At 35.2% G+C, this 24,670-nt stretch carries 25 protein-coding genes; 4 read left to right on the plus strand and 21 right to left on the minus strand.

Translation table 11 applies throughout. From position 1 onward, the window contains the following. Positions 1-158 precede the first annotated feature (158 nt). The 5 genes from efp to HBB17_RS06395 all read right to left on the minus strand — a co-directional run bounded on the left by efp (position 159) and on the right by HBB17_RS06395 (position 3,917). Positions 159-716 carry an elongation factor P gene (gene efp, locus HBB17_RS06375; protein ID WP_167956656.1) on the minus strand — a complete coding sequence of 186 codons (558 nt, stop codon included), beginning with the start codon at positions 714-716 and terminating at the stop codon, positions 159-161. A gap of 228 nt (positions 717-944) precedes the next feature. Beyond that, positions 945-2,012: a M24 family metallopeptidase gene (locus tag HBB17_RS06380; protein ID WP_238483688.1), complete on the minus strand. Its 1,068-nt coding sequence runs from the start codon at positions 2,010-2,012 to the stop codon at positions 945-947. A 33-nt stretch (positions 2,013-2,045) separates the two neighbouring features. Further along, positions 2,046-2,489 carry a type II 3-dehydroquinate dehydratase gene (gene aroQ / locus HBB17_RS06385; protein ID WP_167956657.1) on the minus strand — a complete coding sequence of 148 codons (444 nt, stop codon included), beginning with the start codon at positions 2,487-2,489 and terminating at the stop codon, positions 2,046-2,048. 28 nt (positions 2,490-2,517) lie between these two features. Further along, positions 2,518-3,024: a YqeG family HAD IIIA-type phosphatase gene (locus HBB17_RS06390; RefSeq protein ID WP_167956658.1), complete on the minus strand. Its 507-nt coding sequence runs from the start codon at positions 3,022-3,024 to the stop codon at positions 2,518-2,520. A 98-nt stretch (positions 3,025-3,122) separates the two neighbouring features. Further along, entirely contained in the window at positions 3,123-3,917 is a 795-nt protein-coding gene (locus tag HBB17_RS06395; RefSeq protein WP_167956659.1) for a nucleotidyltransferase domain-containing protein, read from the minus strand. A 278-nt stretch (positions 3,918-4,195) separates the two neighbouring features. Between HBB17_RS06395 and HBB17_RS06400 the strand changes: the two genes are divergently transcribed. Next, entirely contained in the window at positions 4,196-4,918 is a 723-nt protein-coding gene (locus HBB17_RS06400; protein ID WP_167956660.1) for a gamma-glutamyl-gamma-aminobutyrate hydrolase family protein, read from the plus strand. 68 nt (positions 4,919-4,986) lie between these two features. Here the strand turns inward: HBB17_RS06400 and HBB17_RS06405 are convergent, their stop codons facing one another. From HBB17_RS06405 to HBB17_RS06455, 11 genes are all read right to left on the minus strand, one after another. After that, positions 4,987-5,340 carry a hypothetical protein gene (locus tag HBB17_RS06405; RefSeq protein WP_167956661.1) on the minus strand — a complete coding sequence of 118 codons (354 nt, stop codon included), beginning with the start codon at positions 5,338-5,340 and terminating at the stop codon, positions 4,987-4,989. A 234-nt stretch (positions 5,341-5,574) separates the two neighbouring features. Next, positions 5,575-5,826 (minus strand): (2Fe-2S) ferredoxin domain-containing protein, encoded by a 252-nt coding sequence (locus HBB17_RS06410; protein ID WP_167956662.1) that lies wholly within the window; start codon positions 5,824-5,826, stop codon positions 5,575-5,577. 49 nt (positions 5,827-5,875) lie between these two features. After that, entirely contained in the window at positions 5,876-7,579 is a 1,704-nt protein-coding gene (locus tag HBB17_RS06415) for a [FeFe] hydrogenase, group A (RefSeq protein WP_167956663.1), read from the minus strand. A 21-nt stretch (positions 7,580-7,600) separates the two neighbouring features. Further along, positions 7,601-9,490: an NADH-quinone oxidoreductase subunit NuoF gene (locus tag HBB17_RS06420; RefSeq protein ID WP_167956664.1), complete on the minus strand. Its 1,890-nt coding sequence runs from the start codon at positions 9,488-9,490 to the stop codon at positions 7,601-7,603. Further along, on the minus strand, positions 9,480-9,968 hold the full coding sequence (locus HBB17_RS06425) for an NADH-quinone oxidoreductase subunit NuoE family protein (protein WP_207717332.1): 489 nt from the start codon (positions 9,966-9,968) through the stop codon (positions 9,480-9,482). Before HBB17_RS06425 ends, HBB17_RS06420 begins: the two co-directional genes overlap by 11 nt. A gap of 541 nt (positions 9,969-10,509) precedes the next feature. Then, a complete protein-coding gene (gene scpB, locus HBB17_RS06430) occupies positions 10,510-11,079 on the minus strand; it encodes an SMC-Scp complex subunit ScpB (protein ID WP_167956665.1) in 570 nt (189 codons plus the stop codon). Further along, the gene (locus HBB17_RS06435; RefSeq protein WP_167956666.1) at positions 11,066-11,857 is read right to left on the minus strand and encodes a segregation and condensation protein A; all 792 of its coding nucleotides are present in this window, start codon (positions 11,855-11,857) and stop codon (positions 11,066-11,068) included. Before HBB17_RS06435 ends, scpB begins: the two co-directional genes overlap by 14 nt. 77 nt (positions 11,858-11,934) lie before the next feature. Continuing rightward, on the minus strand, positions 11,935-12,585 hold the full coding sequence (locus HBB17_RS06440) for a hypothetical protein (RefSeq protein WP_167956667.1): 651 nt from the start codon (positions 12,583-12,585) through the stop codon (positions 11,935-11,937). Positions 12,586-12,656: 71 nt separating this feature from the next. Further along, positions 12,657-13,526 carry a metallophosphoesterase gene (locus HBB17_RS06445; RefSeq protein ID WP_167956668.1) on the minus strand — a complete coding sequence of 290 codons (870 nt, stop codon included), beginning with the start codon at positions 13,524-13,526 and terminating at the stop codon, positions 12,657-12,659. A 57-nt stretch (positions 13,527-13,583) separates the two neighbouring features. Beyond that, positions 13,584-14,963, minus strand: coding sequence for a D-alanyl-D-alanine carboxypeptidase family protein (locus HBB17_RS06450; RefSeq protein WP_238483689.1), 1,380 nt, complete (start codon positions 14,961-14,963; stop codon positions 13,584-13,586). A 67-nt stretch (positions 14,964-15,030) separates the two neighbouring features. After that, positions 15,031-15,579, minus strand: coding sequence for an Ig-like domain-containing protein (locus HBB17_RS06455; protein ID WP_167956669.1), 549 nt, complete (start codon positions 15,577-15,579; stop codon positions 15,031-15,033). Positions 15,580-15,806: 227 nt separating this feature from the next. Here HBB17_RS06455 and HBB17_RS06460 point away from each other — a divergent pair, with 227 nt between their 5' ends. Then, a complete protein-coding gene (locus HBB17_RS06460; RefSeq protein WP_207717329.1) occupies positions 15,807-16,751 on the plus strand; it encodes a calcium/sodium antiporter in 945 nt (314 codons plus the stop codon). Between the two features lie 353 nt (positions 16,752-17,104). Then, positions 17,105-17,965 (plus strand): GNAT family N-acetyltransferase, encoded by an 861-nt coding sequence (locus HBB17_RS06465; protein WP_167956670.1) that lies wholly within the window; start codon positions 17,105-17,107, stop codon positions 17,963-17,965. On the opposite strand, the gene HBB17_RS06470 is transcribed toward HBB17_RS06465, so the two are convergent. Next, positions 17,962-18,501, minus strand: coding sequence for a hypothetical protein (locus tag HBB17_RS06470; protein WP_167956671.1), 540 nt, complete (start codon positions 18,499-18,501; stop codon positions 17,962-17,964). The two genes, HBB17_RS06465 and HBB17_RS06470, sit on opposite strands and share 4 nt — an antisense overlap. Positions 18,502-18,734: 233 nt before the next feature. On the opposite strand from HBB17_RS06470, the gene HBB17_RS06475 reads away from it, so the two are divergent. Further along, positions 18,735-19,763 carry a 3-deoxy-7-phosphoheptulonate synthase gene (locus HBB17_RS06475; RefSeq protein ID WP_167956672.1) on the plus strand — a complete coding sequence of 343 codons (1,029 nt, stop codon included), beginning with the start codon at positions 18,735-18,737 and terminating at the stop codon, positions 19,761-19,763. Between the two features lie 115 nt (positions 19,764-19,878). On the opposite strand, the gene HBB17_RS06480 is transcribed toward HBB17_RS06475, so the two are convergent. The 4 genes from HBB17_RS06480 to rny form a co-directional block, all read right to left on the minus strand. Further along, on the minus strand, positions 19,879-20,499 hold the full coding sequence (locus tag HBB17_RS06480) for a stage II sporulation protein M (RefSeq protein WP_167956673.1): 621 nt from the start codon (positions 20,497-20,499) through the stop codon (positions 19,879-19,881). Between the two features lie 248 nt (positions 20,500-20,747). Further along, the gene (locus HBB17_RS06485) at positions 20,748-21,281 is read right to left on the minus strand and encodes an NUDIX hydrolase (protein ID WP_167956674.1); all 534 of its coding nucleotides are present in this window, start codon (positions 21,279-21,281) and stop codon (positions 20,748-20,750) included. Positions 21,282-21,399: 118 nt separating this feature from the next. Beyond that, a complete protein-coding gene (locus HBB17_RS06490; protein ID WP_330588168.1) occupies positions 21,400-22,656 on the minus strand; it encodes a pyridoxal phosphate-dependent aminotransferase in 1,257 nt (418 codons plus the stop codon). A gap of 338 nt (positions 22,657-22,994) precedes the next feature. Beyond that, positions 22,995-24,551: a ribonuclease Y gene (rny, locus tag HBB17_RS06495; protein WP_330588169.1), complete on the minus strand. Its 1,557-nt coding sequence runs from the start codon at positions 24,549-24,551 to the stop codon at positions 22,995-22,997. Between the last annotated feature and the right edge of the window lie 119 nt (positions 24,552-24,670).

The raw sequence follows: 24,670 nt of genomic DNA on the forward strand, positions 1-24,670 counted from the left end.
GATAACTTTCCATCAAAATATTCTTTGCATGCTGCTAGCCTTATTTCTGTCGTATATTTGGACATAAAAATTTCCCCCTAAGTAGATTTGGTTATTTACCTTGTCTACTTAAGGGGAATCATATCATTTGATCCTGCGCTTTCTTTATAGACTTAAGATTATACTCTCTTAAGGTATTCTCCTGTACGTGTATCGATGCTAATTTTATCTCCTTGGTTAACGAATAAAGGAACATAGATTGTAGCACCTGTTTCAACTGTAGCTGGTTTTGTAGCACCTGTTGCAGTATCACCTTTTACACCTGGTTCTGTTTCTGTGATTTCAAGTTCAACAAATAGAGGTGGTTCAATAGCGAATACATCTCCATTATGTGAACACATCTTAACCATATCGTTTTCTTTAACGAATTTCAATGAGTCACCTACTTGATCTTCATTCATTCCGATTTGGTCGAATGTTTCTACATCCATGAAGTGATATAAATCACCATCTGAATATAAGTATTGCATATCTTTTCTTTCAATGTGAGCTTGTGGACATTTTTCAGTTGGTCTGAATGTTCTTTCCACAACACCACCATTTTTAATATTTTTTAACTTTGTTCTAACGAACGCTGCACCTTTACCAGGTTTAACATGTTGAAATTCAATTACTTGATAAATTCCATTATCTAATTCGATAGTCAAGCCGTTTCTAAAATCGCCTGCTGATACCATTATAGTATTCCTCCTTAATGTGTCCTGATCTTAATTCTATTGCGTGATATGGCTTATTCTCAATTCCATACTAGGACAATAGATAATACGTGATAACCCATATTATCAACTCATTTAAGTTTATAATATTATTCGCTATTTTTCAACTGTTTTTTTTAAGTATTACATATTTTTGGTTCCTTTACAAAAAGTTGCAAGGATCAAATACTGCTGATAACACTTACATTATTATAATTCAATTAATTGTTTTTCAGAATGGGTGAAATTCTCAAAGCCATTTTCTGTAACAACTACCAAGTCTTCTATACGAACACCACCAAAATCTTTGATATAGATACCTGGTTCAACTGTTTCTGTAACACCAGCTAAGATTGCATTGTTTTCTCCAGCGGAGAATCTAGGCTCTTCATGAATGAATAAGCCAACACTATGACCAAGTCCGTGACCAAAACAACCTTTGTATTTGGTTGAATCAATTAAATCTCTTGCTACTTTATCAACATCTTTTCCAATTACACCTGCACGAATGACTTCCATTGCAGCTAATTGCGCCTTTAATACCGTATTGTATACTTCTTTTTGTTCTGGTGAAGCTTTTCCAACAACGATCGTTCTTGTCATATCAGAACAATATCCTTGATACAGACATCCGAAGTCCATTGTTACGAAATCGCCTAATTCAATCTTCTTGTTTGATGGAGTCGCATGTGGCATTGAAGAATTCACACCTGATGCAACGATGGAATCAAAGCTTAATCCTTCTGCTCCATTGGTCTTCATGAAAAATTCCAGATAAGCAGCCACTTCTAATTCTGTCATTCCTGGCTTAATTACTTCAAGTATCTTCGTAAAGGCGATATCTCCAATGTGTTCTGCCATTTTTATCTTCTCTAATTCATCTGCAGTCTTAACGATTCTCAATTTGGTTAAGGCATCTTTTACTGGAACCATTTCTTCTTTATGAAGTTTTTCATTCAATGAACTATAATTTGCATAAAGTAAATGATCATCTTCAAAGCCTAGTCGTTTCGTTTGATCAGCGTCAAGTAAATCATTAATTGCAGCTGTATAACCACCTTTACCGATCTCAATTACTTCAAAACCTTGGCTTTGGTTATTTGCTTGAATGGTATAACGGAAATCGGTTAAGATGACACTGCGATTTCTTGATACATATAAATATCCTGTTGCACCAGTAAATCCACTGATATAACGCATATTATAGCCATCAGATACTAATACTGCATCTAAGTTTAATTCATCTAAAACTTTGATAACTCTTTCTTTCATATTCATTAGTATTTCCTCCAATATATAAAAATATAATACCTATTTCTGTTTACTAATCATTGATTTGATTGCTTCTAATGCATAGAGATAACCATCTAATCCCAAACCAACGATCTGACCTGTACAGGCTGGTGCGGTTACTGAAACATGTCGAAAATCTTCTCTTTTGTGCACGTTTGAGATATGTACCTCAATCTTAGGCATTTCTACCGATGCTAGTGCATCACAGATTGCATAACTATAATGAGTATAAGCACCTGGGTTAATGATAATGCCATCCATCTCTTCAAAATATGCTTTTTGAATTCGATCGATGATTTCTCCTTCCCCATTGCTTTGAAATGTTTCAATTTCAATGCCCTCTTCTTTTGCTTTTTGTTCAAGATTTTTTAATAGTTTTGCAAATCCTTCATCCCCATAGATTCCCTTTTCACGAATGCCAAGGAAATTAATATTTGGTCCATTAATTATCAGTATTCTCATCGGAGTGCCATCGTCCTTTCCAAATTCGTTAACGTTTTTTTGACAAATGTTTTCTATAATAGTGCAACACAATACGCTCAAGATAACGTTTGAGCACAATTTGGATTTCTTCTTTTGGATCGATCGGTTTTGCGAGATATGAGGTCATACCAGCACGTTTTGCTCCATATACATCAGTAAATAACTGATCACCAACAAATACAGAATTCTTTGGCGTCGTTCCCATGAGTTCCATCGCCTTATAATAATTCTTTGTACTAGGTTTGTGCGCATTATAGATATAATTAGCTTGAATATCTTTATTAAATCTTTCTACTCGCTCTTTTTGATTATTTGAGATCAGACATACAGAAAAACCAATTTCACGAAGCTTCTCAAACAGATCTTTTGCACGTTGGCTGGCGTCCGCCCCATGTTCTACCAATGTATTATCGATATCAAATAGGATTCCTCTATATCCCATATCATATAATGTTTTATAATCGATTGAATACGCACTATCCACATATTCATCAGGATAAAATTTCTCTAGCATTGAAAACTCCTATCTATTGTAGAAATAAAGCAACTTTTTCCCGTTGCCAAAGGTATTATACAAGCTATTCTCTATTATAGCAACATATTTGTATGAACTCAAGGCAGAAGGTTGTATTTTATCATAAATTTCTTCATATCTTCCGTTAATTGTTCCAAACAGGCTAATGCTTTTTCTGGGTGACTGCTTTCCATAATCATGGTTTCTATTTGTTTGATCTTTTCTGGTAGACGTTCGCATTTGTCTAAGGCAATGGATAACATACGTTTTTCCCCCGGATGAAGGACTTCATTTGCTGCAAATACAAGATCAAAGTACGAAGCCACATATTCTGTTATCCGATGATTAACACTAATATAATCTTTTCTTTTATATGCTTTCTTTATCTGTTCATCAAAAGAAGGAATGTAGCCGGTTAATAATTCATAATTTTTTCGAATGATTGCCTCCTTAAGTTTTCTAGGATAAGGGACACGATATTTCTCTACTAATTTTGAATAACATTTCTCTTTTTCATAAAGTATCTTACTGGTTAATAAATTATTCCACATACAAGTAGTATAACCATTATTCGCATTTCCATAAATCACGGTTTGTATTAATTGTCGATCAAAAGAAGCATAGTCCCGATATATGATTTCCATAACGGTCCCCGTCTTCAATCTGCAATCATCTTCTTCTTCCCAATATGTATTTCCCAATTCTATATAATTACAATAGTTTTCTAAAATCTTCTTCCGCTCCTCTTTTGGAATTGGTTCTTGACAATAAATATAAATATCATAATCCGAATCTTTGTCACTCAATCCTGATGCACGTGAACCTCCTAACGTTATTGCCATAACTTGTTCAAGCTTTGCTAATTCCATCATACATTTTTGAATAATTTCCATAGTCATTCATCCTTTCTCCCCAAACTTATACTTCTGTTGTTACGGTTTTGTGAATACAATGATATCATACCGGTTATTAGTAGTCTATTATGTACTACATATAAGAACAGTATACTATTTCCTAATGGTTCTGTCAATTTTACGTATTGGGCATTTCATCCTTCTCATTTCATCGTTCCCATTTCTTTTTCTGTTCTTTTCCTCGTATACTGTCATATATCGAATCCACTCAACAATATACTAAACTATAATGGAACGAGTTAAAGGATGGTGCTAAATTGACAACTTCTCCTGTTATTGGCGTTTTAGCCAATATAACATTTGCTGATCATATGGGGACCGATCACATGTATGTAAATGATGAATACGTTTTGGCATTGGAAAAGGTTCACGCTACACCAATTATCATACCACCGATTATGCATTATGACCTATTAGATACGTATATTAACTTATGTGATGGTTTTCTCTTGAGTGGGGGGATTGATATCAATCCTATTTATTTTAATCAAGAGCCTTCCAAACGTCTAGGTACGGTTAATAACAAATTAGACGCTTTTCAGATAGCACTTGTGAAGAAGATACTACGTACCAAAAAACCATTTCTAGGCATTTGTAGAGGCATTCAGCTGGTCAATATCTGTTTAGGTGGCACGATTTATCAAGATTTGGATGACGTAGATACACCAACAATTCTTCATATGCAAAAAGCGGAACGATATCGTGGCATCCATAAAGTTACACTTACTACAGGTTCAAAGTTGCATTCGCTTTTTGGCGATGTGATTTTTGTAAACAGCTACCATCATCAAGCAGTTGCTATTCCTGGTAGACAACTGAATGTTGTTGGTGTCACCTCGGATCATATCATTGAGGCTATAGAATTACAGGACCATCCTTATGGAATTGCTGTACAATGGCATCCTGAGATGATGTTCGCACGAACCGATGAGATGCGAGAACTTTTCGAGTCATTTGTAAATGCATGTCATTCTAGATAAGTACAATTAAGTATAGCCCGTAGAAATTGTATCTAAATTTCCTCGGGCTACTTTTTCATTTTCATTATTTACTTTTCCATCATAACTAAGTGTGCTATAGCAATGTCACCACTATCCTCTGTACTGTAACCAAGCGTCATTGCGATGGTATTCACATATCCCATATCCATCTGTAACACCTCTGCTATCTCTGCTACAGTTTTTCCAGTAGGAAGGAGTTCTCTTACACGTTTTACATCTTCAATCGTCTGTAAAAGTTCCTTATTCTCTTTATCAATTCCTTGTACATCTTCTATTGTAGGTTCTTCATCACCTAAATCATACTCTTCTAGCGACTTGATCTTCTTCTCAGGGCCTTCTTCATAAAAGCCAGACATATATTCCCAATCCAAGGTTTCATCAAGATTATTATTATCGCTCATGTTAACACCTCTTTCCTTATTCTTTCTTTTATGATCAGAGCAATCCTTGTAAATCAGACGCTCCTAGTTTGTGAAGCTTAATGTAATAATTATTCTTTCTCGCTAAGGATATAATAAATATTCATGCAAACATGAGTATTATCACCTTTTAACCCTTGTATCATAAAATAAATATGGGAAAAATGCAAGAAAAAAAGAGAAAATCTTGCGATTTTCTCTTTTCTTCCGACTTACCTACTCAGTTAATTTTGGTTTTACTACTTCTTCAAAAAACGTGTTCACTGTCTTTTTGGTCACACTGTATATATGCTCTTCTTCGTTAATCTTTACGGACACCCCATTTTGACAATTTCCTAGGCAAAACACCGCTTTCAGTTCTACTTTATTACCAAGATTATTATCTTCCACTAATTCCTGGAGTTTATCAATCACATCATACGAACCTTTTAAGTGACACGCACTCCCAATACAAACACTAATTAACATAAGCAACAGCCTCCTCAACTCTGGTTACCCCTTATACACCTGTAACCGATCACTCATTATCAGTACGATATTCCACATGCAGTAATTCATGTGTACGATGCTTTAACATTCCGTCATATAAAGCCATCATTAGTGGATTTTCTTCACTTCTCTTGATTTGAGATACTTTATCTGTTTTATAGATTCCTTTTGCACGTTCCTTCTTCTCTGGTTGATGAGAGAATGGTTGACCAGCACCGCTGATACAGCCTCCAGGACATGCCATAACTTCTACAAAATCAAAGTGTTCTTCTCCACTTTCCATCTTTTGAATGAGTTTTTCTGCATTGCCAAGACCACTGACAATACCGATTTTTAATGATGTATCTCCAATTGGTAATTCGCAGACTTTCACACCTTCTAAACCACGAACACCAAGGAATTCAATTTCCTTCAAAACTTGCTGACTCTTATCTTCAACAACTCGACGGATAACAGCTTCTGTAACACCACCTGTTACACCAAAGATTACGCCTGCTCCTGAATATAAGGAGAATGGCATATCTGTTGCTTCTGGTTCCAATTCTGTAAACTGGATACCGATTTCCTTAATCATCTTAACAAGTTCTGTAGTTGTGATGACATAATCTACATCTGGTACTTCATTTCTTACGAATTCTTCTCTTGCTGCTTCTGCTTTTTTCGCTGTACAAGGCATAACAGCCACAGAAATGGTTGTTTTATGATCCATTATATCTCTGGATTTAAAATGTTCCTTGATTACGGTACCGAACATCTCCATAGGTGACTTACAAGTAGAGACGTATTTGTTCAACTCTGGGTGTTTCGTCTGGACATAACGTACCCAAGCTGGACAACAGGAGGTAAAGAGTGGATATGTATTATCACCTGATTCCAATTTTTTCAAGAACTCTTTTGACTCTTCCATAACCGTTAAATCTGCACTGACAGAAGTATCATAGATTTCATCAAAACCTAAACGTCTTAATGCTGCTACAATCTTGCCCATAACATTCTCACCAGCAGCTATGCCAAACTCTTCTCCAAGAGCAACTCGTACCGCTGGAGCTACTTGTACAACAACACGTTTGGAATCATCGTATAAAGCTTTCCATACATCCTTTAAACTACTCTTAACAATAATTGCACCTGTTGGACAGACTGCCGCACATTGACCACAGTTTACACAATTGGTATCTGCTAAATCTCTACCAAAAGCAGGGGATACAACCATCTTTGCTCCACGATGTGCAAAATCAATTGCTCCTACATTCTGCACTTCATTACACATTCTTACACAGTCACCACATAGGATACATTTGCTTGGATCACGAACAATTGCTTTTGAAGAAGTATCCAATTCTACTTCCTCTACTGTATTCTTAAAACGAATATCTTTTAATCCAAAACGATGTGCCAACTCCTGCAAACGACATTTTCCATTTTTCTCACAAACGGTACAATCTCTGCAATGTGCTGCTAATAATAATTCCAGGATCATCTTTCTGTGCTGATGCAACTTTGGTGTATTAGTTTTGACCACCATCTTATCCTTTGGTGGAGTGGAACAAGAAGCAATAATACCGCCGCGTTCATCCTCCACAACGCACATTCTACATGCCCCATAAATGGATAAATCCGAATAGTAACAGAATGTAGGTAAGTCGATTCCAGCTTTACGTACTAAGGCTAAAATGTTCTTCTCGTTGTCGAATTCAACTCTGTTACCATCTATAATCATATACTTTGACATTGTATTCTCTCCTTTCGCACCCTATACTTCTTTAACAGCATGGAAATTACAGCCATCTCTACAAGCACCACACTTAATACATTTGGTCTGGTCAATCTTGAATGGACTCTTAATTTCACCAGATATTGCTCCAACAGGGCACATTCTTGCACATTTGCTACAACCCTTACATAATTCAGGGTCGATTTGAAGAGAAATCAATGCTTTACATTGTCCAGCTGGACATTTCTTATCCACAACATGGGCAATATATTCATCTCTAAAGTATTTTAATGTACTGACAACTGGAGATGCAGCTGTCTTACCAAGTCCACACAATGCTGTAGCAGAAATTGTTTGCGCCAGTTCTTCCAACATATCAATATGTTCTAAGGTACCTCTTCCTTCGACGATATCCGTCAACAGTTCTAACATACGTTTTGTACCTTCTCTACAAGGAACACATTTACCACAAGATTCATTCTGCGTAAAATTCATAAAGAAACGAGCAACTTCAACCATACAGCTCTTGTCGTTCATAACAACAAGTCCACCACTACCGATCATAGCTCCCACTTTCTTAAGAGAGTCGAAATCCAGATTCATATCTAGATGGTCTTCCGTTGCATTGATACATAAACATCCACCTGATGGTCCACCAATTTGAACAGCTTTGAAATTACCGCCCTTAACGCCACCACCAATATCGAAGATTACTTCTCGTAATGTCGTTCCCATTGGAACTTCAATTAAACCGGTATTCTGTACATTACCAGTTAATGCAAATGCTTTCGTTCCATGGTTATTCTCTGGTCCCATTGTTGCATACCATTTTGCTCCCTTATTAATAATTGGAGGAACATTACAATATGTCTCAACATTGTTAAGAACAGTTGGTTTTTCAAATAATCCTTTCTCAACTGTACGAGGTGGTTTTACTCTTGGCATACCACGATTACCTTCAATTGAAGCTGTTAAAGCACTACCTTCCCCACAAACAAAGGCTCCTGCTCCTTGGCTGATACGAAGATCAAAATCAAAACCTGAACCTAAGATATTCTCGCCTAATAAACCGTATTCTTCCGCTTGCTCAATGGCTCTTTGCAATCTTGCTACAGCCAATGGATACTCTGCACGAACATAGATATAACCATGGGTTGCTTTCGTTGCCACACCGGCAATAATCATTCCTTCAATTACACGATGTGGATCCCCTTCCATCATGCTTCGATCCATGAATGCACCTGGGTCTCCTTCATCACCATTACATACAACATATTTTGTTGGTTCTGTCTGACGTAATACTTGTGCCCATTTTCTTCCTGTTGGGAATCCACCGCCCCCTCTACCACGTAAAGAGGATTCTGTGATTTCATCCACGATTTCTTCGGAAGTCATATCGAATAATGCTTTTGCTAAAGCAGAATATCCACCAACAGCTATGTACTCTTTAATTGATTCCGCATTAATGTGTCCACAATGTTCCAATGCAACACGGGTTTGTTGCTTATAAAATGGGATTTCTTCTTGTTTTTGATATGCGTTTCCATCTTTGTCTTTGTATACAAGACGATCGATTACTTCGTCTGCAAGAATACTCTTCTCTAAGATTTCTTCGCAGTCATCTACTTTAACCTTGATATAGAGCCAACCCATTGGTTCAATTCTAAGAAGTGGTCCCATCTCGCAAAAACCATGACAACCACTCTTTTTCAGTCCAATAGATGGTTCATGTGGTTCTTTTTCCAATCGAACTGAACATTTCAAGCCTTTCGCTTCGATCAATTCCTGCATTCTGGCATATATCTCCAGAGAACCACCAGCAACGCAACCGGTACCAGCACAAATCAAGATTTGTTTATATTGGCTATTTAATGCCTGTTTGTATTCCTGGCGTCTTGCTTCCAATTCTTCTCGCGTACTAATTTTCATTTGCGGCTTCCTCCTTCAACTGCTTGATCAAATCTGCTGCTTTTTTTGTTGTCATTGCCGCATGTACGACGTCATTCACGGTACATACAGGTGCTAGTCCACACGCTCCTAGACAAGAAACGGTTTCTACTGTGAACAGCATATCGTCTGTCGTTGGTTTCTTTTCACTAACACCTAATTGTTTACGAAACTCCTCTAAAATTGGTATAGATCCTCGAACGTGACATGCTGTTCCATCACAGCATTTAATAACGTATTTACCTTTAGGTTCCAATGAGAAATTCTCATAAAATGTTGCTACCCCATAAACTTTCGCTTCACTAAGCTTTAAACCTTTGGCTATGTAGCATAATGCATCTTCAGGTAAGTATCTATATTCTTTTTGTACTTCCTGTAAAATAGCAATTACTGCTGTCTGCTGATACTCGTGAGACTGCATGATTGCATCCATTTTGTTCATTTCGTCTTGCGTTAACATGGTAAGCCCCTTTCTCATGTCTTTGATATTTTTTTATCATTTATATGTTATCACTATACAATTTATTAATCAAGATATTTCGTTGGTTTTATTGTACATATTTTGTCGTTTTATCATATCATTGATAGACAGATTTACCACTCCCCATTCCATATATTGTTTTTATCGTTCATATTATATATGCAATTAGCATTATTAACACAGATGTTTATTTTATCATAACTGTCCACGTATCAGTATTTACTAGGATTACATTATAACTTATGACAACCAAACTGCTTTTTCAATTTTTCACAAATAAAAGAAAACTAAATATTTCTAATCTTAATTCTTTTATGGAATATATTTCGCAAATTGTCAAACAAATAAATTTTTCATAAATTTATTTGATAATAAAAAAAATCCTGTACAAGTCATGCGTTCATTCTCTTTCATTCGAATCTGCATACTTGTATAGGACTATATTCCTTGTTTATTTTATAACAAGCTTTACTTTCATTCTTTGATCGATAACCAAAACGGTTATAAAGTATTTTAGGTGCTATACATCCAACTGTAATTGTACCTCTTCTTCCGCTTCCTGCTTGAAGTCTTCTACTACTTCTGGATTAATCACAGGTAGATCTTCCAATGATGTAATACCAAAGCTTCTTAGGAACTCTTCTGTTGTACCTACTAAAATTGGACGTCCTGGAGCATCTAATCGACCAACTTCACAAACCAAATTATATTCGATCAACTTATTAATTGCATGATCTGTCTTTACTCCACGAATCTGCTCAATCTCTAATTTCGTAATCGGCTGTTTATAGGCAATAATCGATAAGGTTTCCAATAGTACATCCGTTAATACATGTTTTTTCGGAATATGCGTCAACTTGATAATCGTTTCGTACGTAGAAACCTTCGTACACATCTGAAAGGAATTATCCAGTTCAATAATCTGAATTCCCCGGTCTTCTGCATCGTATTTGTCCATCATATTGCGGATAACCTTACGAACGGTTGCTTCATCATGACCGACTGCTACTGCAATTCGATCAAGTTCTACTGCTTCTCCCATTGTAAATAAAATTGCTTCAATCGTCGCTTCTAATTTACTTATCTCCATCTTCCTTACTCTCCAACTTCGTTTCCATATTCTGCGAACCAGTGTATTCAATCTCGATGTCTTCAAATACATCTTCCTGAAAGATATGAATTTTCCCCACTTTCATTAATTCCAATATACCAAGGAAGGTAACGATTATCTCCATCTTCGACTGGGCATGTTCTAACATTTTACGAAAACTAAATTTTTTATGTTCTTTTGCATACCGTTCGATATCAACCATCTTGTCACCAAGCGTAATTTCTTCTTTCTCTATCTTTCCGAAATTACTTCGAATCGGGTCAATCTTCTCTTCTTGTCTACGTAAGACAGAATCAAAGATCTCATGCAGTTTTGCGAGGGTTAAGTCTCCCAGTATATCTTCTATACGGACCTCTTCTTTGTATGACGCTATTTCTTTTGGAATCGTCGCATCCTTAAATAAGACTTTTTCTGCATCTACCTGCTTGTCCTTAAGTTCAACGGAGATATAACGAAACATCTTATATTCCAACAGCCGTTCAACAAGTTCTTGTCTTGGATCAATCTCTTCTTCATCTTCATTCTTTTCTTTTGGTAAAAGCATCTTTGCCTTAATATTCACTAAGGTGGCAGCCATTACTAGAAATTCACTCATTACATCCAGGTCTTTTGTCTCCATTGCCTGAATATACTCCATATATTGCCTTGTAATCTCTACGATTGGTATATCGTATATATTAACCTTATTCTTGTCAATCAAATGAAGAAGTAAATCAAGTGGACCTTCGAATGCTTCTAACTTAACGGGTATCCCCATGTTTACACCATCTTTCTTATGTTTTCCTGCAAAGCCTTTCCTATATTTTCTTTGCCTCCACAATACCCATATTCACTCTATATAATAACAAGCAGCGTTTCCATTACCAAACTGCTGATTGTGGAAATTACACCTACCAACACAGTAAATAAAAGAATCATCTTTATATAATGGTCATTCTTAATGATTGAAAAGTATTTACTTGGCGAATATCCCGCAATTAAAAGACCAATATCAAAAGTAGACACTGGAATCAGATTAACCAAAAGCATATTCATACTGATATATGCCATAAAATAAAAAAAGTAAAATGGGATTACGATCGTACATACCTCATGTACACTTGTTAATTGGTTTACATCAACATTAACATTGGTATATCGTAGGCGCAAAATAAAAAGATTTAAGACCACAAGAAATAGTAACGTAGCAAATCCACTTATACCCGCAATTTTATTGGTTTTCCGATCTTTCATTCGATACATATAAGGTTTGGAAAAGCCCGAATACGTTGTCATACATAGCAACAATCCAATGGGATCAATGTATTTCCACAGTTTCCCGATTTCTTTTCGAGTACGTCTTATCCTTTGTTGATAACCTGGTTGTTCTCTCCATTCTGGGCAGCTTCTTACGTAATATATGATTGATTTGGGTAATTCATGTAAGATCATGACCACAATCCCCGCAATCATTGCTGCTCCTACACTAAGTAACGCCTCTCTCATCGCAACCTCCAAGTTGTTATTTTAGTTACACATTATCCATTATAGTAAGAGAACGTGGTTTACGCAATATCCTAATTCTCTTTTTTCCACGTAAATACCATCATCTCTGGGCGATTAAAGATTCTCACCTTAAGTGTATGCACCCCTAGTCCTCTCGATAAAAGCATTGTTGCATGATCCTGTTCAAAACGACCACTATCAAATTTGGGGAACAGAATATACTGGGGAGATATAACGCCACCCAAGAAAGGCAATCGCATGATTCCTCCATGAACATGACCAGACAAAACCAAATCCGCTCCCCATTTTGCATATTCTTCAAAGTACATTGGATTGTGTGCAAGCAATACTGTATAGGTATCTGGATCACACGTTCCAATGCACTCTTTTATATACTCCTGTGTCATCTTTGGTCGGCTTAATTTATTATAATACTCCAACCCAATCTCCAATCCCGTCACTACGATGGAATCATTCTTTCTTTTCAACTCAACCGAATCATTATGCACAAAATGTATCCCATACGCCTTCAATATGTCATGATATTCTTTATAGATGGAATCTTTTGTTTCCTCCATCTCTGCCAACTTTTGCTCATGATTGCCATTCACGTAATAGATGGCATATTCTTCACTTAACGATTCTAAAAAATTTAATGTATCATAGAAATCTGCCTTTTTATGACCAATAAGCATGTCACCTGCTACCATTATATAGTCCGGATGTTCCTGTTCTATTCTACGAATTAGATTTTCATTGTTCTTGCCAAAGGTATTATTATGCAGATCCGTTAAGAATATAACTTTCACATGATCAAAAGCCTCTGGTATCTTATCCGAGTGAATCACATATTTTGAGACAGTCAAATGATGATTTTCTCTATGCATTAGGAATACAAATAGGATTAATAAACAACCAATTCCAATACCCAATTCTACCATTGCAAAACCTCCCTACTATTACACATTTGACTCCTAATGCTACATTATATCATGTTATCACTTACTTGATAAGAAAAACTTCTGAAGAACCTTAGTAAAATAGTCTTTAAATTTTGCTTCTTTCACCTGTTTAGCGGCTACGATCTCAACCGAACCAATCTTCTTATCTCCATATCGATATGTGATTTCACCAATTGTGCATCCTTCTTCAATTGGCGCTTTTACTTCCTCCGCAAGTGTAACTTCTCGCTTAATCTCATCAGGATTCGTATTCGTCAAACACAAATAATGAAATTCTCCATTTACTTTCCCTTCCACCGTTTCTTCTAATCCTCTTTTAACAGGAACAGCTGGTAGTACAAGATCTTTGTGATTATCTACATACAAACTACAATTTGCAAATCCATAATCCAATAATTTCCCCGCCTCAACAAACCGTTGTAATGGGTTTGGATTGCCCATAACGACTGCAATCATATCCATACCATTTCGATTTGCAGATGCAGATAAACAATACTTCGCTTTACCTGTAGAACCCGTTTTTAGACCTGTAATTCCTTTATATGTACGCACTAATTTATTTGTATTAGTAAGTCCGAATTCACTTGACCCTTTTTTAGTTACGTGGGTAATCGTATCCATCCATATTGTTGAATATTTACTAATCTCTGGGTGTTTGATAATCAATTCTCTAGACATTAAAGCAACATCGAGTGCACTGGAGTAATGTCCATCTACGTCCAAACCACAGCAGTTCACAAATTTCGTATGCTTCATACCCAGCTCTTCTGCTTTTTGATTCATTCTATTTACGAACTCTTCCTCTGAACCTGCCACATGCTCTGCCATAGCAACACATGCATCATTGGCACTTGCAATACTGATACATTTGATCATATCATTCACCGTCTGTGTTTCAAAAGGTTCTAGATAAACCTGTGATCCTCCCATAGAGGCTGCATGTTCACTAACACTAACGGGATCTTCTAATTTGATCTTACCAGAATCAATTGCTTCAAATATTAAAATCAGTGTCATGATCTTTGTTATGCTTGCCGGTTCAACTTCTTTATCCATTTCTTTTGCATATAAGATGGCTCCGGTTGAAGCTTCCATAAGTACGCAACTAGATGATTCTAATTCAAAGCCAACATTTAACTGCATGTTCTCTTGTGTAACTGCTTCTTTTTGTGTATCTGTCTTGTCGCTTTGCTCATTTTGTTCATTTTCTTGTTCGTTTTTCTGATTTTGTTCCGTTTTCTTTTCCTTTTTTTCTGTATTTTCTTGTGTATTTACTTGTGTATTTTCTTGTGATAATAAAGTGTTTCCAAAACTTGTTTGCTGCAATGGTATGCTTTTTGCAAATACCGTATTAGTAGCTACCATTATAAAGAAAACTAGGAACGATATCCATTGATACGCTTTCTTCTTACTCATTTTTCCCTCTTCTACGATTTGTAGGTATTACTATATTTTAATCAGCTTATCTTAGAAATATGACTAATTAGGAGATAACTTTTACCCTACATACAAGTTTCTTTCCATAAATGTTTGCAATAATATTGACACGCCCCTTTTTTTTCGCTACTAATTTTCCATTCTTACTTACTGAAACTATACTCGTATTGTCTGAACTCCAACGAGCCTTATGAAATAAGCCATCTCCGTATATTCTTAATTGAAACGATTCTCCCTCTTCCATCGTAAGTTTTTTCTTTGAAAGGGCAATCACTCGAACTTTACAGCGAAATGTTTTCTTTCCCACCTTGGCGGTAATATAAGCAATGCCCGTTTTCTTGGCAAATACTTTCCCATTCAGATTTACATAAGCAACCTTAAAATCACTAGTATGATAAGAGACTCTCTTATTGATTGCATACACCCTTAAGCGGTCCGTTTCTCCACTTTCAAGTACAAGATTCTCCTTATTCAAATGCATAGAAAATGGTAAACGAGGCATTATCATATAATAAAGTGAGGTTTTTTTATATAGAAAATTTCCAACAACCAACAAAACGAGTAAACCGATTATCACTTTTAATCCATTTCTCATACCTTTTTCCCGTCTTTCCTATTTTTTAGATTTTTACTGATACGTTTTGCACAGTATTTTGATTAATTATGCGAAACCCTTGACATTAATTTCTATTCCTTTTAAAATGAAATTTGACTTTCCTATATATGATGCATACGTTTGTCAGGCGATAGCCTAGTAGAGTAATATACTACTGGTTCATGCATCATATAGGTATCCAAAATACATTAGAAAAGGTGGAAATTATGCAGATTATTATTCAACTATTCCTTCTTGTACTGGGATTTCTCCTCTTAATCAAAGGTGCAGACAAGTTTGTAGAAGGATCTTCTAAAATTGCAGACAAATTTCATATTCCCCAATTAGTTATTGGACTAACCATTGTTGCATTCGGAACAAGTGCTCCTGAGGCTGCGGTTAGTATTACTGCTGCACTTAACAAAAACGCTGATATTGCTATCAGCAATGTATTAGGTAGTAATATCTTTAACATTTTAGTCATTATCGGAATAACAAGTATTATACTTCCTCTCACCATTCAAAAGTCCACATTGAAATTCGAGCTTCCTTATGTCATTCTAACAACTTTGGTTCTTTTACTTCTTGGTTTAGATGGAACATTAGGTATTGTTGACGGTATTATTCTCTGGGTTATGTTTATTATCTTCTTTATTTATTTAATCCGTTTATCTAAATCCGGATCTGCTCAAATGGATGATGTCCCAGAAGCTAGTGCAAATGATAAGATTCCTATCCTTTTGTTGATTACAGTTCTTGGAATGGCTGCAATCATCATTGGTAGTGATATAACAGTTGATAGTGCTACAAAAATTGCTGAAATATTGGGTATGAGTCCTCGTTTCATCGGATTAACGATCGTTGCTTTTGGAACGTCCCTTCCAGAATTGATTACTTCAATCACTGCTGCGAAGAAAGGCAAGGATGATATCGCAGTTGGTAATATTGTGGGAAGTAATTTATTTAACATTTTATTTGTATTATCAACTACTGCTTTAATCACTCCTGTACCTTTTGCCAAGAGCTTCATTATTGATGCGATCGTTGCAATATTTGCCGCGGTATTATTATTACTCTGTGTTATTCGAGATCGAAAAGTTGGCAAAAATGGTGGAATTATAATGATTATAAGTTATGTCGCATATTTTGCTTATCTTGTATTTTTAAAATAAGTAATTTTATTAACCAATTCATAAGTTAATATACGGAAACAAACAAAACAATTTTCAATGAATGGCATGTCAAAGGCGGAAATCTTCTCTTCTTTCTTTGGCAACGTTCTTGAAAATTTTTTTGTATAATAATACTATTTATAGATTATGTTATAAATTGTAATTGGGGATAAAATCCATCTTTATATGTATATATTTTCTATATTTTATAATCTGTTACCATTTTATCATTTCAATTCTTATCTATTTTTTGTATAATAGAATGAATCAAAACTACAAAATCAACTACAAAGGTCCTTACCTTAGCAATACCGATTATTCTTATAAAATATATGGGAGTAAGGAGGAAGCATATGAAGATCGTTACCTATCATAACGGACAGAGTTTTTTAGCTATTCATAAAGATCTACTAATTGCCAACGAATCCATTACACAACTTATAATCTTTCAATCTTTAAATAAAAATAATCACTCTGCAAATACGGATTGTCTATTTGGTTCTATACAGCAAGCACAAAAACCTGTTTTGCTTTTTTCTAATGTCTTACCATACAGTCTTCAATTATTTTCACCAGAAGGTGAATCTCCCCAACTCTATAAAGCAATTCATTTACTTGTTACTTATCTAACGAAACACAAGATTCCGATTTACGGAATCAATGCAACTGCAAAAATTAGTCATGTTTTTCTGAAAAGTTATTGCCTGTTGAATCCTACCTTTACATTTAAAGAATATTTTCGTAGTAATATCTTAGAACTGAAATATTTACAATTAACCACGATCAAGCCTGGAATATTTCGTCTTGCTACAAGCAATGACATTGAACTCATTACTTATTGGAATGTACTGTTTGCAAGAGAAACACTTGGGCTTCATTTTGAATATGATCGTCTTTTCTCATCCATAGAGGAACAAATCAAGCTAGGTCAATACTTTTTATTTCTTAATGAGCAACAACAGCCTGTTTCTATGGCATGTTTGACCAGAAAACTTATTCATGGATATTCCATTAGCTATGTTTATACTTCCCTTCCTTATCGAGGAAAGGGTTATGCCACTACAATCATTTATCATCTAAGTAATACAATCTTACAAAATGGTAATCATTATTGTACTTTATTTGTAAATCAAAAAAACCCTATTGCAAATAGGGTTTATGAAAAGGTTGGTTATTCTTACGTTGTTGAAAATATCGAATATCGACACGATTAATTATTGGGTTCATTCGGCTGATTCGGCTCATGTTCGGTGTTGTTTTCATTCTTTACATTCGTAGACTGGGAGGTATTCGGTGTATTAGCTTCATTCGTAGCATTACTTGCATTGGACGCATTTGGTTCATTTACTGTATTTGCACGGTTCGTATCATTCGGTTCATTCACAGCATTGGGATTATTTGCCGCATTAGGATTATTTACAGTATTCGATTCATTTGGTTTATTTGGTGAATTGGGTGTTTCTTTCTCATTCTCACCGTTGGGCGTATTTCCTTCATTTGGTGTGTTGGAATCTGTATTTTCCACCTCCAATGAAGTATTTTCTTCAGATTGCTCACTTTGCTGTCCTACCGTTGTTACTCCTTCATCCGTCTGTACCCCTACGTCTGTTTCCTTATCTTGCGTTGCTTGTTCAATCGCTTCTGCTTGATTATCATTTGAACTCTTTCCTTTTCCATTACTCTGGCAACCAGTTAAGAGAAGCATTGCTGCCAAGCACAATGTAATCTTCCTTCTATTCTTCTTATTCATAATAATTTCTATCCTTCCTATCTAATCAGATGAACCTCTATGGTAAATAATTTGACTTATGATGAAAAACCGTATACAATAGACTTCGACGTATTAACGCATTATTATACGCAATTATTGTAAATTATACATAATATATTACCAACTAACATACTCTTATATATTCAATTGAGAATAGTTTCTAATATTTTATCATATTTTTTATGTATTTTAAATAGCAAAGGAGAATCAGTATGAGTTTCAAACTAGTAAAAGAAGTAATGACACCACAACAGTTAAAAGAAGCTTTACCTATGCCTGCTGAGCACGCCAAATGGAAAGCCAATCGAGATGCGATGATCAAAAAAGTCTTCACAGGTGAATCAGATAAATTCCTTGTAATCATTGGACCTTGTTCCGCTGATAAAGAAGATTCTGTTTGTGAATACATCAATCGTTTAGCAAAAGTTCAAGATAAAGTTGCCGATAAACTAATCATAATTCCTCGCATCTATACCAACAAACCTCGTACTACTGGTGAAGGATATAAGGGTATCGTACATCAACCAAATCCTGAAAAAGAACCTGATCTTCAAGAAGGATTGCTTGCAATGAGAAAAATGCATCTTCGTTCTTTAGCTGAGACTGGATTTGCTGCAGCTGATGAAATGCTGTATCCAGAGAATTGGCCATATGTAGATGATCTTTTATCTTATGTAGCAGTTGGTGCTCGTTCTGTAGAAGATCAACAACATCGACTTACAATTAGCGGTATGGATGTTCCAGCAGGTATGAAAAATCCAACCAGTGGTGACTTATCTGTTATGTTAAACTCTGTTGTTGCTGCGCAAGGAAGCCACACCTTCTTATATCGTGCATATGAAGTTGAAACTACAGGTAATCCTCTTGCCCATACGATTTTACGTGGAGCTGTTAATAAACATGGCCAATCCATACCTAATTATCATTACGAAGATTTGATTCGTCTTGTTGAAATGTATGCGGAACGTGATCTTGTTAACCAAGCCACCATCGTAGATGCTAACCATGCAAATTCTAATAAACAATATGACCAACAGCCAAGAATCATCAAAGAGATTCTTCATAGTCGTAACGTATCCAAAGAAATTGAACAATTAGTAAAAGGTGTTATGATTGAAAGCTACTTAGAACCAGGAAGTCAAAAGATATCTGAACACATTTATGGAAAATCCATCACGGATCCTTGCTTAGGTTGGGATGAAACGGAAAAATTGCTCTATACAATCGCAGAACAGGTGTAAACCGAACCAAAAAACTCTTCTACCCATTTGTTTCAGCTCTGTATCTTAATATACTGAAAGAAATGGACCGAAGAGTTTTCTTTTTCTTTATTCTTTGGCAAACCTTTTGTAATGATTAATGCCCAATAATCCAATTAGCCGCACCTTTAACAATCGCACTATTAATATAAGTTTCTATCAAGCAACCAATTCCTAGAAAAACCAGTAATAAAGCCAATATTGGAATATACTCTTTCAATAAACTACGTCTTGCATGAGGGGAAAGCTTTCCATTAAAATATAAATTCTCACACAATTCGTATCCTTTTTTCACCATGAGAATGTAAACAGGAATGTACAGTATACATTGCGGAAAAATATAAGCAAAATACAAAGTAATCCCTTTGAATCCATAACATAAAATAGAACTCGATAAGGCAAATCCAATACTAATCCCTTTGTACACGATCAGACAGGATAATACTGGTATTCCAAATACCATACAACAGCAGATCCATACAACGCAAAACTCTTTCAAGCGATTCGTAATAATATATTTCATCAAACTTCCATAATCAATATGGATAGCCTTTATATTCGAGCCAAAATATCGATTCAGTATCTCCAAATCATTCAAATAAAATCGTTGCAACAGATTTGCTCCAATTGTACCAAGCACAATTCCCAGTAACAAAAGGATTGCTGCAAGACGATAAATACCCAATCGTTTTGTTATCATATTCATAGTACTCTTCATACAGTTTTCCTCCCTTACAAAATTGTACTAGTTATACTATGATATGTTTTTACAATCGAAAAAATGATACTTTAATAAATTGTTATTGTAATACATAATACAATTAATGTGGTATGAGATTCAACGTATGATGCGATTAAAGTGATAAATTGAACTATATGATACAATTCGATACATAATGTGATTCAACGGTTGTGAATCCTGATGTGATTCGATGCATAACATGAGCCAACGGCTGTGAGCCAGCTTTACAGATTCCTTTTTGCTTTATATGACATGATCGCTGCTATTGTCTTGGCATCTTCTATTGTTCCTTGAAAAATCATTTCCACAAGTTCATCCAAGCTATGTCTTTCAATACTCACAAATTCGTCCTCATCTAGATGCTGTTTCGATGGGATCAACTCTGTTGTATAATAGATACCAATCTTTTCATTACAGAATGCAACCGTCGTATATAGATCAATCAAATGCTCTGCATGTTCTGTTCGATACCCCGTCTCCTCTTCTAATTCCCTCATAGCACATGTTTTCATATCTTCATCTGGATTTTTACCACCTGCAGGGATTTCAAGCGTATATCGATCAATCGCATTTCGATATTGCCGTACCATTAATATATTACCATCTGCATCAACTGGAACAATTGCAGCTGCCCCCTTATGCTTTATAAAATCCCATTGTGCTGTATGATTATTTGGTAAATGCATTGTATCAGAGTACACTTCAACAATCTGTCCTTTATGAATTAATTCTCGTTTCACTCTTTTATATTGTCCCATATCTATTACCTCCATAATTATTAATCCAATACAGTGTACTACGTTAGAAAAGAAAAGTCTATATTTACACCCAAAGCAGGGAATAAATATAGACTTTATATTATATATAATAACAAACTTATGCTAAATCATGAATGAACTGTTCAATACGATCTAAGCCTTTTGTGATTTGTTCCAATGAAATTGCATAGGATAATCGGATATGATCCTCAAATCCAAAATCTCTACATGGAATTACAGCTACATTATAATCTTCAATGAGGATTGCTGCTAGTTTTTCAACAGTTTCAACTTGTGTTCCTTTATAGGATTTATTCAACAATTCACTGATATCAACGAAACAATAAAATGCACCGGTAGGTTCTACCGCATCAATTAATGGCATTTTGCTTAATCTCTCATACATGTATTGTCTACGTTTATTGAATTCATTCTTCATAACATCTACTGTATCTTGTGGCCCTAATAATGCTTCTACTGTTGCTTTTTGGGCAATGGAATTCGGATTAGAAGTTTGATGACTTTGTACACTTCCCATTAATTTTGCTATTTCAACTGATGATCCCGTATATCCAATTCTCCAACCTGTCATTGCATAACTCTTAGCCACACCACTACATGTTATTGTTCTCTTATAAATCTCTTCTCCTAAAGAACCAATACTTACATGTTCGGATTCACCATAAATCAAGTTTTCATACATCTCATCTGCAACTACATAGATATCTTTCTTAATCACAACATCTGCAATCGCTTTTAACTCTTCTCTGGAATAAACCATACCTGTAGGGTTATTTGGAGTATTTAAAATAACTGCTTTGGTCTTATCCGTTATTGCTTCTTCCAATTGTTCTGCTGTTAATTTATAATTTTGTGATTTATCACAACGTACTAGAACAGGAACACCACCTGCTAATTTAACGATTTCTGGATAGCTTAACCAAAATGGTGCTGGAATGATTACTTCATCATCTGGATTAAGGATGGCAGTAAATATATTCGTTAACGAATGTTTTCCTCCATTGCTAATTACAATCTGATTTGGTTGATATGTTAAATGATTAAAGCTCTCAAATTTCTTACAAATAGCTTTTTTCAATTCCTCAATTCCTGAAGCTGGTGTATATTTTGTAAAGCCATCATTAATAGCCTTAATGGCTGCATTATTTATATTCTCAGGAGTATTAAAATCAGGTTCTCCTGCGCCAAATCCTACCACATCAATTCCTTGTGCTTTTAATTCTTTTGCTTTTGCTGTAATAGCTAATGTTGATGAAGGTTTTACAGCTTGTGCCTTCTTGGATAATGTTAAAGCCATATCGTATACCAACCCTTTCCGATGAATTACAATGAAACAAAATGTGATTCGCTTCATTATGTACGCTAGTATGCGTAAATTTTTCTCATTTCTTTGCTTATCCTATTGTAATATAGAACTCTTAATAATGCAAGTTTTTATTTCATAAAATTCTTATTAATTAAACTTATTAATCTTATAACTTGTGTGAAATAAGGCTTTCATAACTTATTATTATCGTAGCTATAATTTATTTTGCAAGTTTAATATTATTATATTGCAAATTTCTAAAATGTTTCTTGTATTTTTTATTATTAAGAAATACTCTTTATTCAATCACTCTTCTTTTTAATTTTCTGCAAAAAAAAAGATATAGTAGAATTAAATCTACTATATCTTTAATATCATTACTATAACTATTTTGCGTAATCAACTACTCTTGATTCACGAATTACATTAACCTTAATTTGTCCAGGATACTCTAGTTCTGACTCAATTTGTTTTGATAAGTCACGAGCAAGCAATACCATATCAGCATCACTGATTGTTTCAGGAACTACCATAACACGTACTTCCCTACCTGCTTGAATTGCAAAAGACTTATCCACTCCCTTAAAGCTATTCGTAATATCTTCTAATTGTTTTAGTCTGTTAGTATAAGTTTCTAAAGTTTCTCGTCTAGCACCAGGTCTAGCAGCAGAAATTGTATCTGCAGCTTGTACGATACAAGCAATCAATGTTTCTGGTTCTACATCACCATGATGTGATTCCACGGCATTGATTACAATAGGGGATTCTTTGTATTTTCTACATAAATCAACACCTATCTGGATATGTGAGCCTTCCATTTCGTGGTCAACTGATTTACCTATGTCATGTAACAAACCTGCTCTCTTAGCCATCTTGATATCAACACCAATCTCAGCAGCTAAAAGTCCAGACAAATGTGCAACTTCGATTGAATGCTTTAATGCATTCTGTCCATAACTTGTTCTAAACTTCATCTTTCCAAGTAAACGAACGAGTTCTGGGTGAATTCCATGAACACCAACTTCTAATGTTGCTGCTTCACCTTCTTCACGAATCATGACTTCAACTTCTTTTTGTGCTTTTTCAACCATCTCTTCAATTCGAGCTGGATGAATTCTTCCATCAACGATCAATTTCTCCAACGCGATTCGAGCTACTTCTCTACGAATTGGATCAAATCCAGATAAAATAACCGCTTCCGGTGTATCATCAATAATTAGATCAACACCTGTCATCGTTTCTAAGGTACGTATATTACGTCCTTCACGACCAATAATTCTACCTTTCATCTCATCATTAGGAAGTTGAACAACAGAAATTGTACTTTCTGCTACATGGTCAGCAGCACACTTTTGGATTGCGGTAACAACATAATCTTTTGCTTTCTTCTCCGCTTCCTCTTTTGCCTTGCTTTCCAATTCCTTAACTAACAATGCTGTTTCATGTTTTACTTCATCTTCAACAGTTTTTAAAAGATAATCTTTTGCTTGTTCGGAGGTCAGTCCAGAAATCTTCTCTAACTCCTGTAATCTTCTGTCATGAAGTTCTTCAACTTCTGCACGAATCTTATCAAGCTCATTCTCTTTTACAGAAAGTTTGGATTCTTTCTTTTCTAGTGCTTCAGTTTTTCTATCTAAAGTCTCTTCTTTAGTTAGAACACGCTTTTCATAACGTTGTAATTCTGCTCTTCGTTCCTTAGTTTCCTTTTCAAGCTCATTCTTAGTCTTTAATGACTCTTCCTTTGCTTCAAGTAGGGCTTCTCGTTTCTTAGTTTCAGCTGTTTTCAAAGCTTCATCTATGATTTCTCTTGCTTTATCTTCTGCATTGCCAACTTTTTCTTCATAAACTTTTTTTCTATAAGAAATTGCAGCAATCCATACAAGAGGAGCGACGATTACCAAGGTAATAACAATAGCAAGTATTATTTTTACTATATCTGGCACAGGAGCACCTCCTTATTCAATTTTCATTGTACGTTAATACAACACTTAAATTTTATACTGTTTTAGAATAGATGTCAAGTATCGTTCTAACAATTTTATGCAAAATGTCTAATTTTCGA

Origin of the sequence: Anaerosporobacter faecicola (assembly GCF_012070565.1) — a bacterium.
Lineage (GTDB): Bacteria > Bacillota > Clostridia > Lachnospirales > Lachnospiraceae > Anaerosporobacter > Anaerosporobacter faecicola.

Coding starts and splice junctions, on each gene's coding strand:
- efp (WP_167956656.1), bottom strand. CDS start 716: ATGGTATCAGCAGGCGATTTTAGAAACGGCTTGACTATCGAATTAGAT.
- HBB17_RS06380 (WP_238483688.1), bottom strand. CDS start 2,012: ATGAATATGAAAGAAAGAGTTATCAAAGTTTTAGATGAATTAAACTTA.
- aroQ (WP_167956657.1), bottom strand. CDS start 2,489: ATGAGAATACTGATAATTAATGGACCAAATATTAATTTCCTTGGCATT.
- HBB17_RS06390 (WP_167956658.1), bottom strand. CDS start 3,024: ATGCTAGAGAAATTTTATCCTGATGAATATGTGGATAGTGCGTATTCA.
- HBB17_RS06395 (WP_167956659.1), bottom strand. CDS start 3,917: ATGGAAATTATTCAAAAATGTATGATGGAATTAGCAAAGCTTGAACAA.
- HBB17_RS06405 (WP_167956661.1), bottom strand. CDS start 5,340: ATGAGCGATAATAATAATCTTGATGAAACCTTGGATTGGGAATATATG.
- HBB17_RS06410 (WP_167956662.1), bottom strand. CDS start 5,826: ATGTTAATTAGTGTTTGTATTGGGAGTGCGTGTCACTTAAAAGGTTCG.
- HBB17_RS06415 (WP_167956663.1), bottom strand. CDS start 7,579: ATGTCAAAGTATATGATTATAGATGGTAACAGAGTTGAATTCGACAAC.
- HBB17_RS06420 (WP_167956664.1), bottom strand. CDS start 9,490: ATGAAAATTAGTACGCGAGAAGAATTGGAAGCAAGACGCCAGGAATAC.
- HBB17_RS06425 (WP_207717332.1), bottom strand. CDS start 9,968: ATGTTAACGCAAGACGAAATGAACAAAATGGATGCAATCATGCAGTCT.
- scpB (WP_167956665.1), bottom strand. CDS start 11,079: ATGGAGATAAGTAAATTAGAAGCGACGATTGAAGCAATTTTATTTACA.
- HBB17_RS06435 (WP_167956666.1), bottom strand. CDS start 11,857: ATGGGGATACCCGTTAAGTTAGAAGCATTCGAAGGTCCACTTGATTTA.
- HBB17_RS06440 (WP_167956667.1), bottom strand. CDS start 12,585: ATGAGAGAGGCGTTACTTAGTGTAGGAGCAGCAATGATTGCGGGGATT.
- HBB17_RS06445 (WP_167956668.1), bottom strand. CDS start 13,526: ATGGTAGAATTGGGTATTGGAATTGGTTGTTTATTAATCCTATTTGTA.
- HBB17_RS06450 (WP_238483689.1), bottom strand. CDS start 14,963: ATGAGTAAGAAGAAAGCGTATCAATGGATATCGTTCCTAGTTTTCTTT.
- HBB17_RS06455 (WP_167956669.1), bottom strand. CDS start 15,579: ATGAGAAATGGATTAAAAGTGATAATCGGTTTACTCGTTTTGTTGGTT.
- HBB17_RS06460 (WP_207717329.1), top strand. CDS start 15,807: ATGCAGATTATTATTCAACTATTCCTTCTTGTACTGGGATTTCTCCTC.
- HBB17_RS06465 (WP_167956670.1), top strand. CDS start 17,105: ATGAAGATCGTTACCTATCATAACGGACAGAGTTTTTTAGCTATTCAT.
- HBB17_RS06470 (WP_167956671.1), bottom strand. CDS start 18,501: ATGAATAAGAAGAATAGAAGGAAGATTACATTGTGCTTGGCAGCAATG.
- HBB17_RS06475 (WP_167956672.1), top strand. CDS start 18,735: ATGAGTTTCAAACTAGTAAAAGAAGTAATGACACCACAACAGTTAAAA.
- HBB17_RS06480 (WP_167956673.1), bottom strand. CDS start 20,499: ATGAAGAGTACTATGAATATGATAACAAAACGATTGGGTATTTATCGT.
- HBB17_RS06485 (WP_167956674.1), bottom strand. CDS start 21,281: ATGGGACAATATAAAAGAGTGAAACGAGAATTAATTCATAAAGGACAG.
- HBB17_RS06490 (WP_330588168.1), bottom strand. CDS start 22,656: ATGAAGCGAATCACATTTTGTTTCATTGTAATTCATCGGAAAGGGTTG.